Source organism: Salinibacterium sp. SWN1162 (genome assembly GCF_015864675.1).
Lineage (GTDB): Bacteria > Actinomycetota > Actinomycetes > Actinomycetales > Microbacteriaceae > Rhodoglobus.
This window is the reverse complement of record NZ_JADYWT010000001.1, coordinates 999,490-1,014,381: the sequence shown is the minus strand read 5'-3', so window position 1 is coordinate 1,014,381 and position 14,892 is coordinate 999,490. Positions and strand designations below refer to the sequence as shown.

Genomic DNA, 14,892 nt, shown 5'->3' with positions numbered 1-14,892 from the left:
GCTACGAGGGCACCACCGGGCGAACCTCGAGCGAACCTGCCGGAATCGGAACCTCGGCAGCGAGCGCAAGCGCCTCATCCAAATCTTTGGCTTCCACGATGTAGAAGCCGCCGAAGTGTTCCTTAGTCTCAGCGAAGGGGCCATCAACAATCGTGTCGCCGGCACCGTACGCCCGACGAATCGTCGTCGCCGTTTCGACTCCGAGCAACTGGTCAGCGGCCACGTAGTGACCACCATCAATAAGCTTCTGGTTGTAGGCCATCCACGGCGCCATCATCTCGTCGAAGCCCGGTTCTCCCGGGTTCGGTCCGTCCATGGGTTCTGAGTGAATCAGGATCATGTACTGCATGGTTTTTCCCTAACCGATCTGTGACGTGTGGCCGAAGAGGCCGATGACAACGGACATGACGATGAGAACTGCGAGTTGATGACCCATATCGATCGCAAACAGCGTCGGGGACTTCTTCTCAAAAAGATACTCGACAGCGTTACGCGATGCGGTGAACCCGAGCCAGCCAATGGATGCCACCGCCAGCGTGACCGCCAGAAACGAGCCGCCAAACTGGCCGTGGGCGATCGCCGCCGCAAGCGCCAGCACCGTTGCCGTTATGGCCGTGGCCACGAGCGCCAACAGATACGCCCACCCGGGAGTCTTCGCACTCAGCTCTATTCCGGCTCGCGCCGCCCACGGCTTACCGAGAACGGCTGGCGAGAACCAGGCCCATCCCACGAGCATTCCTGCCACCGTCGCTACGGCAATGGCCAGAAAGTTCAGCATCATCATGTCCTTTCGAGGCCGGGGATTTCCCTGCCCTCACTGACATGACGCAGCGCACGTGCCGAATCGACACGTGCGCTGCAAAAAACTATAGAAAAGTTTTAGACGCCGACCGGTTTCGGCTGGCTGGGGTGCGGCTCGTCTTTGAAGGAGGCCTGCGCCTTCCACATCTTGACCTTCATGTCGGCTTCGACTTCAGCATATTCAGGTGTTCCGTAGACGTTGTTGAGCTCATCGGGGTCGGTTTTGAGGTCGTAGAGTTCCCACTCGGAGGGGTACGAGAAGGGCCCGGTTCCGGGCACACCCAATCCGTCGTTGTAGAAGAAGATCAGCTTGTAGCGGTCGGTGCGGTACCCGTAATGGGCGGGCGCGCGATGGAAAACATCGTCGTTCTCCCAGTAGCGGTAGTACATACCCTCGGCAGGTTCGACATCCGGGGTTTCAATGAGGTCGGGCCAGAGGCTACGACCCTGCATGCGTGGGTGGTGCTCGACGCCGGCCGCATCGAGGATGGTCTGCGCGAGGTCAACGTTGGTCACGATGCCCTCGTACGACTTGCCCGCCGCGAGCTGCGCTGGATAGCTGAGCACGAACGGCATCCGCAGCGATTCTTCGTACATGAAGCGCTTGTCGAACCAACCGTGGTCGCCCAAGAAGAAACCCTGATCCGAGCTGTACATGAGGAGGGTGTCGTCGAAATCGCCGCGCTCTTTCAGCCAGTCGGTGACACGGCCAACGTTGTCGTCGACCGAGGCGACGCAGGCAAGGTAGTCCTCCATAAAGCGCTGGTACTTCCACAGGGCGAGCTCATCGTAGGTGAGCCCTTCGGGTGGCGTCTGCTTGAGGTCGTCTTCGTTGAGGTTTTCGGCGATGCGCATCGCGGCCCGGCGAGCCGACGACGTGCGCGTTTCGTAGTCGTCGGTGAAGGTCGCGGGCACCGGGATGGGGTCGGAGTACATGCCGGCGTGCTTCTCATCGGGCTCCCACGGGCGGTGCGGTGCCTTGTGATAAATCAGAACGCACCACGGGTCGTCGCCGTCGAGCTCGTCAACCCACTGGAGCGAAAGATCGGTGATGATGTCGGTGGCATAGCCGGGAACCGTGCGCAGCCCATCCGGGTTCAAGAATTTCGGATCGTGGTACTCGCCCTGCTCAATGAGCACATCCCAGTAGTCGAAGTTTTGCGGGTCGGCGTCGCCGCCATCACCCATATGCCACTTTCCGACTATGGCCGTGCGGTAGCCCGCTTCTTTCAGCTGCGACACGAAGGTGGGCTGGCTGGCATCGATCGGCGTCACGAGAGTGCTGACGCCGTTGATGTGGCTATATGTCCCCGTGAGAATGGATGCCCGACTCGGTGAACAGAGCGAGTTGGTCGCGAAACAATTGTCGAGTTTCCACCCCAGCTGCGCGATCTCATCGATGCGCGGAGTCTGGTTCACTACCGACCCATACGCGCCAATGGCGTGCGAAGCGTGATCATCAGTGAGGATCATCACAATGTTGGGGCGGCGCTTAGCGTTCTCAGTCATAGTTGTTCTTTCGTCGTTCAGCGTGCTGCTCTAGACCGCTGACATGTCGATCGGAACCCAGGTTCCGGACTCCATCGAGCGGTAGGCGGCATCAATGATTGCGTTGTCGATGTAGCCATCAACAAAGGTTTGGCGTGGTTCGACACCCGCGCGATAGCACTCCACAAAGTGGGTGAGTTCTCCGTGGTAGCCATACACCCAGGGCTCGTCGGGCACGGGAGTGATCCAGCCTGTGGCGGCTCCGGCCTTTTCGACGACATAGTCGGCGGGGTTTCCCGCGAAGGCACGGATGCCCGTCTCCCCGGTTTCGTCGGTGCCGATCCAGCCCGCGGTTCCGTGAATCTCGTTGCGCACATCCAGCCCTGCAATGTGGCCCCAACTCACTTCGACCTGCGCCATGCGGTCATCCTCAAAACGAATGAGCGCAACAGCAGTATCTTCGGTCTCGACGTCGTCACGCGAGAGTCGTGCACCCCACGCGAAGACCTCCTTGGGAGCGGTGTCGTAGCCGATGAACCAGCGGCCGATGGCTACGCAATGGCAGCCGAGAGCGCGCAGTGGTCCGCCGCCCGAACGCGAGACGTCGCGAGCATGCTTGTGCGGATGCCCGTGGGATTCCCGCGCCCGAACCGAGGTCACTCGACCAACGGCCCCGGCATCCACGAGTTCTTTCGCTTTCACGAGGCCCGGAGCAAATACTTCGGTTTCGGCGTAGGCGTGCCAGACGCCGGCTTCGCGAACGAGGCGCAGGCATTCGGCAGCCTCGGCTGAGTTGCGGCCGAGCGGCTTGGTACAAATGATGCCCTTGCCGGCGGCTGCCGCTGCGGCAACAACCGCAACGTGTTGGTCCTGAGGGAGCGCGACGATGACGATGTCGACGTCGTCGCGCTCCACGAGTTCAGCGACAGTGGAGACAACAACCGGAATGCCGAAGCGTTCCGCGAATGCTGCCCCCGACTCCGCCGAGCGTGCCGCAACAACCGTTACGTCATGCCCGCGGATGCTGCCGAGTGCTCGAAGATAGAAGTCGGCTACGAACCCGGCGCCCACGATCCCTAAGCGGACCGGAGCACCGGTCCCTAGCCGACTGCTCACTTGAGGTTGTCCTTGGCGGCGGCGAAGAGGTCGACGTTGATGAAGTCTTCCGGTGCGGCAGCTTCATCGGCGGTCAGGCGACCGACCTCAACGAAGAGCTGTGTGAAAGCACCGAAGCGTTCAAACGTGGCACCATCAGCGTTGTCGGCCAGAATCTGGTCAGACGTCCACCACTCGAGGCCATCGGCCTGGCTCTGCAGCTGGTCAGCGGGAGCACCCGAGAGTGCCGCGGAGAGAGCAACCGTGTCTTCGGTGTCCGAGATGCGGTAGTCGTTGGCCTGGATCCAGACTTCGAGGAAGCGCGTGAGGGCTTCGGTCTTGTCCGCTGCGGCATCGTTGGAGGCAACCCAGGCTCCGAGGAACTCGGTTTCGGGGAAGTCGCGGTTGTTCGCGATAATCTGCGCGTCAGGAACCGACTCGAAGATCTGGTCGCTCAGCGGCGAGAAGATGGCGGCAACGTCGATCTGGCCAGCAACGAATGCCGATACAACGCTCGGCGGGTCCAGCGGGATGCGCTCGATGTCAGCCTCGGTGAGACCGGCTTCTTCCAGGGCGAGGGCGAGAATCATTTCGCCCGATCCGCCATCCGGAACACCAATCTTGAGTCCCTTGAGGTCTGCCATGCCGGTAGCGCCCGACTCGGGAGAAGCGATGAGGTAGTCACCGAAGGTGCTCTCGTTGGGTGTAATAACGGTGCCTTGGCCGGAAGCGGGCATCCACATGGCGCCACCACCGATGTAGCCGACGTCCAGTGATCCACTGGCCATGGCCTGAATCTGCGTGGGCCCGTTGGTGAACGGAACGAGGTTAACGTCGAGGCCAGCCTTGTTCCAAAGGTCTTGGTCGTTCGCGACGGCGATGATGCCAACGCCGTTGATGCTGGTATCGATGTAACCAACGTTGATGGCGATGGGCTCATCGCCGCTGCTGTCAGTGCTGCCGGAGTCTGTCGTGCAACCGGTCAACGCGAGAGCAAATGTTGCGGCGACTGCTGCCGCGCCGAGCATTTTCTTCTTCATGGGGCGTCCTTGCCTGTGATTGTTGATGCGTAATGGGTAATGAGTGGTTGGGTCATTCGTGGTGGTGCACTCCGCGCCAGACTCTGGCGCGGATCTCGGCAAACTCCGGAGAGAGCCGAATCTCCTCCCCGCGGGGATACGCGAGGGGAACGTCGATAATTTCGCTAATGCGACCGGGGCGTGGGCTCATCACGACAACGCGGCTCGCGAGGTACACGGCCTCGTCCACGTCGTGGGTGATGAAGACAACGGTGCGCTTTTCTTTCTCCCAGGTCTCGAGCAGGTCATCCTGCATCTGCACTCGGGTGAGGGCGTCGAGGGCACCGAACGGCTCGTCCATGAGCAATACCGACGGATGCACGGCATAGGCCCGCGCGATGGCCGCGCGCTGCTTCATTCCGCCCGAGAGCTCTTTGGGAAGCGCGTTGGCGAAGTCCTGCAGACCAACGAGGCTCAAGTAGTGCATGGCCCGTTCGGCCCGCTCCTTCTTGGGAACCTTCTGCAGGCGAAGCCCGAACTCCACATTTTCTTGAGCGGTCAGCCACGGGAACAGCGCGTACTGCTGAAAAATCACGCCACGGTCGGGGCCGGGGCCCTTGACGGGTTCGTCGTTGACGAGCACCTGACCCGAGGTCGGCATGAGCAAACCACCGACGAGGTTGAGCATTGTGGACTTGCCACAACCGCTGGGGCCGACGAGGGTGATGAACTCACCCTGTTCAACGTCAAGGCTGACGTTGTCGAGGCTGACCGTGCGGCCACGCTCCGTGTTGTAGATCTTGGTGACGTCTTTGATCGAGATGAGAGGCATCAGCGAGTCTCCTGCCAGCGGGTAAGTCGCCGTTCGGCGAGAAGAAGCAAACGGTCCATGATGAAGCCGAGGGCGCCAATCATGATGATGCCGACGACGATGCGGTCGGTTTGAAGGAACTGCGCAGCCTGTTGCATCATCCGGCCAAGGCCCGTGGGCGCCGCGATCAACTCCGAGGCCACGAGCGTGGCCCACGATGCTCCGAGAGCGACGCGCATACCGACAAAGATGAACGGGGTGGATGCGGGAATCACGACGCGAGTGAAGATCGTGAGGTCTCCAGCGCCCAGCACTCGCGCAGCGTTGATGAGCGTGACATCCACGTTTCTCACGCCCTGGAAGGTAGCGAGTACGCACGAGAGGAAGGCGGCGAGGAAGATCACGAAGATCTTCGCGGTTTCACCGATTCCGAGGATCACGATGACGAGCGGGATGAGTGCCAGCGGCGGGATGGTGCGGAAGAACTGAATCCACGGCTCAAGCAAGCCTCGAGCAAGCCAGTACCAGCCCATGAGGAAGCCGGCCGGGATGGCGAGGGCTACTCCGAGCAGGAAGCCAGTCGTGACTCGGGTGAGACTCGTTACCGTGTGGCCCCAGAGGGTGCCGTTGCCGATGAGTTCTGCAAAGCTCGCGATGACGTCGATCGGGGTCGGGATCAACGCGTTGCGCGAGAGTACCGCGCTCAGCGTCCAGATCCCGATCCCGAGGAAGAACGTGATCACATACAGACCCTTGAGAGAACGCTCGCCCTTTTCGGTGTCCTCCGCGACGGCTGTCGGTGTTGCCATGGTTAGGGCCTCTGGTTCGACCTGTCGTTCGCTCATGTCGCGTTCCTGTTCGACGTCATTGTCTGATCCTCTTCGTGGGGTAGGTAAGTGATGGGTTAGATGTAGAAGTAGCGTTCGAGGGCTGCGGTTCCGCCACCCAGAACTCCCGCGTACATGCCGAGCGACGATGGCTCGATACGAACGAGGGGGCGGATAAGCGGAAAGACTTGCTGGCGGGTCTGCTCGGTTAGACGCTCGAAGAAAGCCTCGGGCACCTCGGCGAGCGCGCCGCCGAGCAGAATCACGTCGGGGTTCAGCAGGTTCACGATCGCTGACATGGCGGTGGCGAGCTGAGTGATGATGGCGTCGATGGATGCCCGGGCGACGTCGTTCGTGTCGGCCGCCGCGTACAGCGCGGTGAGCGCTCCCCCGCCGTTCGCCGAAACCCCGGCCTCGGCGAGCTGGCGCTGCAGGGCGCCTTCGCTCACGAGAGTTTCGAGGCATCCGTTACCGCCACAGACGCAGGCGATGCCGTTGTCGATGACGTGCAGGTGGCCAAGTTCGATGGCTCCGCGAACGCCGCCGGCGAAGGGCTGGCCTTCGACGACGAGGCCGGCACCGAGGCCGGTGCGCAGGTAGATGAAGGCGACACTGCCGAGGTCTTTCGCTACCCCGAAGCGGGCTTCGGCCAGTGCCATGGACCGCACGTTGTGCTCCACAGTGACGGGTAACCCGGTCAGCGGCTCAAGAATGTCGGCGACGGGCACGTCTCGCCAGTCGAGGTTGATGGGGAGAAGGATGCTGCGGCCGGCGACATCCACGGGGCCGGGTACCGCGACGCCGACGCCGATGACCATGGACTGGTCATATTCCGATGCCGCGATAAGTGCGTTGATCGCGCCAGCGGCTTCGACCATAACGTCGGCGGCCGGAATAGCGATGTCGTAGCTGAGCGAGCTTGAGGCCACTGTGCCGCCGAGGAGATCGATGAGGCCGAGCTGCACAAAGCCGACGCCCACTTGAACGCCGACGACCACGAAGGCGTCGCGCACGATGGAGATCTCGGTGGCGGGGCGGCCGAGCTTTGTGGGAGAGATGGAGTTGCCCTCCACGATCACGCCTTCGTCAGCCAGTTGCGCTACGGCTCGAGTGATCGTGGTCGGGCTGAGGTGCGCCCGCCGAGCGAGTTCAATGCGGGGTAGCGGACCGTGGTCGCGCAGCATCGTTAGCACCTGTGCACGCACGGAGGTGGCTTCGTCGAATCGGCTTAGGGCTTCATTGCTCACTTAGAGAAAATAACTCTGTTGACGGTTGAAAGTCAAGCCGCGGGGTAACGAAACCGCATCGCTCCGTGCACCCTAGAGTCAGCTGTCTACCACGTATTCTCGCGCCAAGAACCCCAGAATTCCGGGCCCGGGAACGCAAAAACGGGGACCCGCGCTAGGCGCGGATCCCCGTGAGTTTTGCTACAAATTATGCACCGGGGGTAAGAACACCATCGATGAGGTAAACGGTGGCGTTGGCGGTGTGAACGCCACCACAGATGACGTTGGCGCCATTGACAGTGATGTTGTCTCCGCTGCCTTCAACGGTTACGGTCTCGCCGTTGACGGTGGTGAGCTCACCAGCGATGTCGGCGGGCAAGATCTGGCCGGGGACAACGTGGTAGGTGAGGATGCTCGTCAGGAGGTCGGCGTTGGCCGTGTCCATGAGTGCCTCTACGGTCTCAGCAGGAAGTGCTGCGAAAGCGTCATCGACCGGAGCGAAGACGGTGAATTCTGAACCGTTGAGCGTGTCAACAAGGTTGACGTCGGCGTTCAGGCCACCGGATACTGCTGCGGTGAGGGTGGTGAGAAGCGGGTTGTTCGACGCGGCTACTGCTACCGGGTCCTGAGCCATTCCGACGATCGAGCCGCTTCCATCCGGAACGGTCTCGGCGTAGGCGGCACAGCCGGCGCCGACGAGGTCTGTCGTGTAGTCCATCTCCATTGACGGCGAGCTCTCTGCGGGAGCAGGTGCTGCGGTGTCGTCTGCTGCTCCAGTGGAACAACCGGCGAGGCCGACCATTGCTACTGCAGCGAACGTGAGGGCGGCGATGGTGTTGCGCTTAATGGATCGCATGTGAATCTCCTTGGTGAAAGTGTGTGGCCCCCGAATGGACCCGGCTTACCGACTCGCTGCCGGCTTACACAGGACTATTCGGGGCACCCCCGAAAAGGGTTTGGAACTATTTCAAACTTTCTTTAAATCGCTTTCGCCTATAAGGGAGGTAGCGATTGGTTGCGCGTAGGCTCACAACGGCCCCATCGCTCTGCTGACTGCACCTAACGACTGCTCCTCTCGACTGCTCCTACCGACCCGAAAGACGCGCCCGATGACTCGACGCTCCACCGCTGCGATCAGACCCCGGCCGACGCCCTCCTCGGTCTTCGCCACTCTGGGCGGCGTCTTTCTGAGTTGGATGCTGGGAGCCGTCGTCGTGCGGCTCGGGCTCGACTGGTCAGATACGTTCCCCTACCCCCCCCGCGTCGGAGTGGCGCTACTTAGCCGTCGCCGTGCTCGCACTGGCCGTCGCCCTCGGCGGAAGCGTTCTCGCCTGGCGCTTCGGGCGGCGCTTCCGACGGCATCCGAAGCCCACTGCAGACCCCCACGAGTAAAGATGTAGCAATCTCAGACCAACCCTTACGGGCCACGGTTCCGAACTGAGTGCAACCGCCCGGGCTTCCGGGCGTCACACAGTTCTGCGGAGGAACCTCATGCTCAGTCTCGCCCTCATCGGCTTCCTAGGAGGCATCATCACGGGTATATCCCCGTGTATCTTGCCGGTCCTGCCGGTCATCTTCTTGTCTGGTGGTGCCATGAGCGCCCGCGGCGAGGGGGAAACCAAGAAGCGTCGCTTCGCTCGCCGCACGATGCCCACCGCATCCGATGCTGCCGCCATCAGCGAGACAGCCACGGCAACAGCAACTGCTGAGAAGGATGCTGCTCCCAAGGTTTCACCGTGGCGCCCCTACTTCGTAATCGCCGGCCTTGTTGTCGCATTCAGCGTCTTCACGCTCATCGGTTCCCTCATCCTGGCACTGCTTAACCTCCCGCAGGACTTCCTGCGCTGGGCCGGCATCGTTGTTCTGGTCCTGATCGGCCTTGGCCTGATCATCCCCGCTTTCCAGCACATTCTGGAGAAGCCTTTCTCGTGGATCCCGCAGAAGAATGTGGGAACAGACCGGGGCGGCTTTGTGCTTGGCCTCGCTCTCGGCGCCGTCTACGTTCCCTGTGCCGGACCAGTCCTCGCCGCGATCACGGTTGCTGGCTCGACCGGACGCATCGGGCCCGAGACCATCGTGCTCACCATCACCTTCGCTGTCGGTGCAGCTCTCCCGCTGCTCATCTTCGCTCTCGCCGGCCGTCGTGTCGCCGAGCGCGTCAAGACGTTCCGCAAGCACCAGCAGAAGATTCGCGTCACGGGTGGCGTTCTCATGATCGCTCTGGCCATTGGCCTCGTCTTCAACCTGCCGCAGGCACTCCAGCGTCTCGTTCCTGACTACACGAGCGCTTTGCAAGACCAGTTCAGCAACTCAGAACAGATCGCAGAACAGCTCAACCTCGGTGGCCTCGTCAATGAGCAGAACAAGGATCTCGACCAGTGCACCAACGGTGGCACCGAGCTCGAGAGCTGCGGTATCGCTCCTGACATTCAGGGCATCCAAGAATGGTTCAACACCGAGAACAACGAAGAAATCACTCTGGATGAGCTGCGCGGCGAAGTCGTTTTGATCGACTTCTGGGCGTACTCCTGCATCAACTGCCAGCGTGCAGTTCCGCACATCAACAGCTGGTACGACGCCTACAAGGACCTCGGTTTGAACGTCATCGGCGTCCACTCCCCCGAGTACGCGTTTGAGAAGGTTCCCGCGAACGTCAAGGCTGGTGCCGAGAACTACGCGATCGAATACCCGGTTGCTCTCGACAATAACCTGAGCACCTGGACCAACTACCGCAACCGCTTCTGGCCGGCACATTACCTCGTCGATGCTGAGGGCGTTGTTCGCCACATCAAGTTCGGTGAAGGTAGCTACCAGACCACCGAGAAGCTCATTCGCGAACTCCTTGTGGATGCCAACCCTGACGTTCAGTTGCCGCCAGCAACCGAGGTCAGCGATGACACTCCCGAAGCCGGAACCACGACTCCGGAGACCTACCTCAGCCTCGGCAAGGTAGTGAACTACGGCGGCGACCAGAAGTATTCGTCGGGAACCAACACCTACAGCTTCCCGTCGAAGCTTGCGGACAACAGCTTCGCCCTCAAGGGCGACTGGGAGCTTTCGTTCCAGAACGCGACTCCCCGCAATGGCGAGGGCTCGATCAAGCTGAACTACACCGCGAGTGAAGTTCGCATGGTTCTCGGTGGAGAAGGCACGATCACCGTGAAGCGCGATGGCAAGACGGAGACCATCAAGGTTTCCGGTACGCCGAACTCATACTCGATCATCCCCAAGGGAGACACGATTGAGACCGGCACACTGGAGGTGACCGTGAGCGAGGGCGTTGAAGCGTACTCGTACACCTTCGGCTAACCAGCACTCCTCTGCATAACGAAACAGGCCCCCGATCCTCATGGATCGGGGGCCTGTTTCGTGGAAAACTTAGCGCTGGTTACGGCTCCGGAGTGGGAGTCGGGGTCGGCGTCGAGTTCTCGTTGAAGTTGTCGCCGGCGACCTGAATGAGGAAGGCCTGGAAGCTAGCGAGGTCGTTGACCGCACCTTCGTACTTCACGCCGTTCACAAGAACCGTGGGGGTTCCGGTCACTTCTCCGACATCCGAGTTCGGGATCGGGTCTGACAGGGCACGAGCGGTCGAGTTCTTGACCCAGGTCTTGAAAGTCTCATCGGTGATGCACTCCGCGATTGCATCCGTGTTTTCCACACCGACAACATCGAGAAGGTCGATGAGATCATCATTGCTGAGCCCAGCAGTGTTTTCTGCCGGCTGCACGGCTTCGGAAAGCAGGGTGTTGTGGTAGCTGTAGAAATCATTGGGCGAGCTGTCAGCGACACACGCCACTGCGTTCACTGCCCGCGATGAATAACGCTGGCCCTGCGAAAGGCGGTCGAGAATCGTAATGGGGTGAATCTCGAGAGTCGCGGCGTCATTCTCTACGAGACTTTCGATGTATTCCGCGTTGGTCTGCTCGAATGAACCGCAGATCGGGCAGAGGTAGTCGACATAGATTTGAATGTCGAGAACGCCGGATTCTTCATCCCGATCGTTCGCGATTGGATCAGCATCTGAGGCGCGCGCATCGGTCGGTGTGGCGATGAACCCCTGATTGAGCTGGATGCCGTCGCTGGCAAAGTTCTGCGGGCCGGGGCCTGCGGGCTGGTTGGAGTTCACCAAAACTAAGGCGATGACTGCGACGATGGCAACGAGTGCTAGGCCGACGCTGCCCTGAAGGATCCACTTGGTACGGCGGTCCTTCTTCTTTTGTTCATCACGCTGAACGCGAGCTTTTTCCCGTGCCGCTTCGCGACGCTCATTCTTCGTGAGTCGGCCATCGCCGGAGTTGCCGTTGCTCAATCGAACCTCATTCGCCATGTGTGTCACTGTGTCGGGCGCCCAGAAATTACGGCGCACCCACCGATTTTAGAAGGAATCTCTGGGAATTACCCAACTGATCTCTAAGTTCGGCACCGTTCTGGGGTGGACCACTCGGTCGAGTGACCCCCGAAAGAGTGCAATAATGACGCAACGCGGTTTCGACCGCTGTCCATCACAACGGATCGTCCGGCACGTACCTGCCGGTGAAGGAGAAAACTAGAACAATGGCGTCTGTAACTTTTGACAATGCAACCCGCCTCTACCCGGGATCAACGATTCCGGCTGTAGACAAGCTGAATCTTCACGTAGAAGACGGCGAATTTCTCGTACTTGTCGGGCCCTCGGGTTGCGGTAAGTCCACCAGCCTCCGCATGCTCGCTGGCCTCGAAGAGGTCAATGATGGCAGCATCCTCATCGGCGACCGCGATGTCACCGACGTTCCGCCGAAAGACCGCGACATCGCCATGGTCTTCCAGAACTACGCTCTATACCCGCACATGACGGTTGCCGAGAACATGGGCTTCGCGCTCAAGATCGCCGGCGTCAACAAAGAAGAGCGTGCTGCACGCGTACTCGAGGCGGCAAAGCTGCTTGACCTCGAGCCTTACCTTGGCCGCAAGCCCAAGGCCCTCTCGGGTGGTCAGCGTCAGCGCGTCGCCATGGGCCGCGCTATCGTTCGCCAGCCCCAGGTCTTCCTCATGGATGAGCCGCTCTCCAACTTGGATGCCAAGCTGCGCGTTCAGACTCGTACGCAGATTGCTAGCCTGCAGCGTCGACTCGGGGTCACCACGGTTTACGTGACTCACGACCAGACTGAGGCGCTCACCATGGGTGACCGCATTGCGGTCCTCAAGGATGGCCTCCTCCAGCAGGTCGGAACCCCTCGCGACCTCTACGAAGCACCTCAGAACGTGTTCGTAGCGGGATTCATCGGCAGCCCTGCCATGAACCTGTTCAGCGTTGACATCGTCGACGGTGGCCTCCAGTTCGGTGATGCCGTTGTCGCGGTTGACGCTGAGACGCTGGGTGGCACTGACGCCAAGACCGTCACGATCGGCATCCGCCCCGAAGACGTGCTCGTCTCGACGACCGGTAGCGGTCTTCCGGTAGACGTCGACCTCGTTGAAGAACTCGGTGCTGACGGTTACCTCTACGGTCACGCAGACATCAAGGGTGAGCGTGTTGACATCGTTGCTCGCGTCGATGGCCGCTCGCACCCGAACGCCGGCGACAAGGTCTTCCTCACCCCTGAGCCTCACCACGTGCACGTCTTCGACACCGAGACGGGCCTGCGCCTCACCAAGAAGCCTGTAGTCGCAAGCTAACTTTCGCTTTACGATCGAGCCCGTCGACGTCGAACCCAGTTCGGATGTTCGGCGGGCTCGTTCTTGTTTAAGGACATTTGAATGACTGGTTCCGTCAACATCACCGCTGCGACCGCTGATCCAGCCTTGCTCGACCTCCCCTGGTCGTTACCGCTTGAGCTCTGGCCCGACGACGCCATCGCGACTCTCCCCAAGGGCATCTCGCGCCACCTTGTGCGCTTTGCCAACCTCAGCGGGTTTATTGTCGCAATCAAGGAGACGTCAAGCGAACTCGCGAAGCGAGAGTACGAGATGCTGCGTACGCTGCAGAAACTCGACGTGCCCTGTGTCGATCCTCTCGCTATCGTCACGAACCGTACGGCTGCCGATGGTGAAGAGCTCAAGTCTGTTCTCGTTACCCGCCATCTCAAATTCTCGCTGCCCTATCGCGCCGTGTACTCGCAGAGCTTGCGCCCCGAGACTGCGCGGCGCCTCGTGGATGCGCTCGCGGTACTGCTCGTGCGCCTGCACATCGTCGGCTTTTTCTGGGGCGACGTGTCGCTCTCTAATACCCTCTTCCGCCGCGACGCTGGTGCCTTTGCCGCGTATTTGGTAGATGCCGAAACCGGTCAGCTCTATGACCGCCTCTCCAACGGCCAGCGAGAGAATGACCTCGAGATCGGTCGCGTCAACATCGCTGGCGAACTGCTCGATCTGCAGGCCGGCGGTCGTCTCGAAGAAGACATCGATCCCGTCGAGATCAGCAACGGGATCGTCGCTCAGTACCGCACCCTCTGGCAAGAGCTCACGGGTTCTGAGCGATTCGACCACTCCGAGCGTTGGCGCATCAACCAACGCGTTGAACGCCTCAACGCGCTCGGTTTCGACATTGAAGAACTCGCCATCAAGACTGAAGACTCCGGCACGCGCGTGCGCATTCAGCCCAAGGTGGTGGACGCCGGCCATCACTCTCGCCGTTTGCTGCGGCTCACCGGGCTCGATGCCCAAGAGAATCAGGCTCGCCGCCTGCTCAACGACATGGATTCTTATCGGGCCGCGTTCGACAAGCAAGACATGGACGAAGAGATGCTGGCCCATGAGTGGGCTGCGCGCGTATTCGAGCCGGTGATCCGGGCTATCCCCAAAGCGTTGCGCGGAAAGCTCGAGCCCGCTGAGGCCTTCCACCAGTTGCTCGACCACCGTCGCCAACTGGCTCAAGACTCCGGCCACGATATCCCGCTCGCTGAGGCAGTGAGTAGCTATGTGGAGAACGTGCTGCAGTTCCGGCGCGACGAGGCCACGATGATCAATCCGCCCACGGGGGCGTTCACGATGCCGATCAGCTTGCCGCTCGACGCTGAGGGCGCTACGGACGCCGACGATGATGGCGAAGACTGGCGCCTCAAGGTTTAGTTCAAAGCGCAGCGGATGCTACGACAGCAGCTGCTCCAGACCGCGACCGGTCACGTGCTCGAAGACGAGATTGGTTTCTGTGTGAGCGACGGCTGGATGGCTGGCCAAGTAGGTCAGCATGAAGTCTCTGAGCTCTGCCGCACTGCGAGCCGCGACGTGGAGTAAATAGTCGTCCCCACCACCGGTGTGAAAGAAAGCAAGCACGCCAGGCCAGCGAGGAGCTGCGCTACGAAAGGCATCCACGTCTTCTCGCACGTGCTTGACGAGCTTGATCGAGATGAGGGCTTGTACGCTCATCCCGAGTTTGGCGACGTCAATATCGGCGTGGAAACCGCGCAAGTAGCCTTCGTCGTGAAGTCGGCGCAGGCGTTGTGAGACGGTGGACTCCGACACTCCAGCGTCTGCGGCGAGTGCGGAGCCGGAGCGGCGCGCATTGGTCGCCAAACTGGCCAGGATCGCACGATCAACGGCGTCGATGGGCAAGCTGTTGGATTCGGTCACGGGAGCCTCCTGAATCGCAGCTTATGCGAAAAGCGTCACATTTCGCGAAGAACCTGCAACGCGAGTTGATTCGAAGC

Annotated in this window: 14 protein-coding genes; 3 read left to right on the top strand and 11 right to left on the bottom strand. The window is 60.9% G+C overall.

Annotation, left to right across the window (positions count from 1 at the left end):
* Position 1: 1 nt before the first annotated feature.
* From I6E58_RS04765 to I6E58_RS04725, 9 genes are all read right to left on the bottom strand, one after another.
* Complete coding sequence (locus tag I6E58_RS04765; protein ID WP_197130968.1) at positions 2-349, bottom strand: YciI family protein; 348 nt, start codon at positions 347-349, stop codon at positions 2-4.
* A gap of 9 nt (positions 350-358) precedes the next feature.
* Positions 359-778: a DUF1761 domain-containing protein gene (locus I6E58_RS04760; RefSeq protein ID WP_197130965.1), complete on the bottom strand. Its 420-nt coding sequence runs from the start codon at positions 776-778 to the stop codon at positions 359-361.
* Between the two features lie 101 nt (positions 779-879).
* Entirely contained in the window at positions 880-2,310 is a 1,431-nt protein-coding gene (locus tag I6E58_RS04755; RefSeq protein ID WP_197130962.1) for a sulfatase, read from the bottom strand.
* 30 nt (positions 2,311-2,340) lie between these two features.
* A complete protein-coding gene (locus tag I6E58_RS04750; protein ID WP_197130959.1) occupies positions 2,341-3,405 on the bottom strand; it encodes a Gfo/Idh/MocA family protein in 1,065 nt (354 codons plus the stop codon).
* Entirely contained in the window at positions 3,402-4,424 is a 1,023-nt protein-coding gene (locus I6E58_RS04745; RefSeq protein ID WP_197130957.1) for an ABC transporter substrate-binding protein, read from the bottom strand. Before I6E58_RS04745 ends, I6E58_RS04750 begins: the two co-directional genes overlap by 4 nt.
* A gap of 52 nt (positions 4,425-4,476) precedes the next feature.
* Positions 4,477-5,235, bottom strand: a complete 759-nt coding sequence (locus tag I6E58_RS04740) for an ABC transporter ATP-binding protein (protein ID WP_129072057.1) — start codon at positions 5,233-5,235, stop codon at positions 4,477-4,479.
* Positions 5,235-6,059 (bottom strand): ABC transporter permease, encoded by an 825-nt coding sequence (locus I6E58_RS04735; RefSeq protein WP_231595143.1) that lies wholly within the window; start codon positions 6,057-6,059, stop codon positions 5,235-5,237. The genes I6E58_RS04740 and I6E58_RS04735 overlap by 1 nt, the downstream gene beginning before the upstream one ends.
* Before the next feature lie 59 nt (positions 6,060-6,118).
* Complete coding sequence (locus I6E58_RS04730; protein WP_197130955.1) at positions 6,119-7,288, bottom strand: ROK family transcriptional regulator; 1,170 nt, start codon at positions 7,286-7,288, stop codon at positions 6,119-6,121.
* Positions 7,289-7,475: 187 nt separating this feature from the next.
* The gene (locus I6E58_RS04725; protein ID WP_197130953.1) at positions 7,476-8,123 is read right to left on the bottom strand and encodes a fasciclin domain-containing protein; all 648 of its coding nucleotides are present in this window, start codon (positions 8,121-8,123) and stop codon (positions 7,476-7,478) included.
* Positions 8,124-8,758: 635 nt separating this feature from the next.
* Between I6E58_RS04725 and I6E58_RS04720 the strand changes: the two genes are divergently transcribed.
* Positions 8,759-10,576 (top strand): cytochrome c biogenesis protein DipZ, encoded by a 1,818-nt coding sequence (locus I6E58_RS04720; protein ID WP_197130951.1) that lies wholly within the window; start codon positions 8,759-8,761, stop codon positions 10,574-10,576.
* 79 nt (positions 10,577-10,655) lie between these two features.
* Here the strand turns inward: I6E58_RS04720 and I6E58_RS04715 are convergent, their stop codons facing one another.
* Complete coding sequence (locus I6E58_RS04715; RefSeq protein ID WP_307841978.1) at positions 10,656-11,633, bottom strand: thioredoxin domain-containing protein; 978 nt, start codon at positions 11,631-11,633, stop codon at positions 10,656-10,658.
* Between the two features lie 188 nt (positions 11,634-11,821).
* Between I6E58_RS04715 and I6E58_RS04710 the strand changes: the two genes are divergently transcribed.
* Together I6E58_RS04710 and I6E58_RS04705 are read left to right on the top strand one after the other, a co-directional pair.
* Complete coding sequence (locus I6E58_RS04710) at positions 11,822-12,922, top strand: ABC transporter ATP-binding protein (RefSeq protein ID WP_197130949.1); 1,101 nt, start codon at positions 11,822-11,824, stop codon at positions 12,920-12,922.
* Positions 12,923-13,003: 81 nt separating this feature from the next.
* Positions 13,004-14,314, top strand: coding sequence for a DUF4032 domain-containing protein (locus I6E58_RS04705; RefSeq protein WP_197130947.1), 1,311 nt, complete (start codon positions 13,004-13,006; stop codon positions 14,312-14,314).
* Between the two features lie 18 nt (positions 14,315-14,332).
* Here the strand turns inward: I6E58_RS04705 and I6E58_RS04700 are convergent, their stop codons facing one another.
* Positions 14,333-14,815, bottom strand: coding sequence for an Lrp/AsnC family transcriptional regulator (locus tag I6E58_RS04700; RefSeq protein WP_197130945.1), 483 nt, complete (start codon positions 14,813-14,815; stop codon positions 14,333-14,335).
* Between the last annotated feature and the right edge of the window lie 77 nt (positions 14,816-14,892).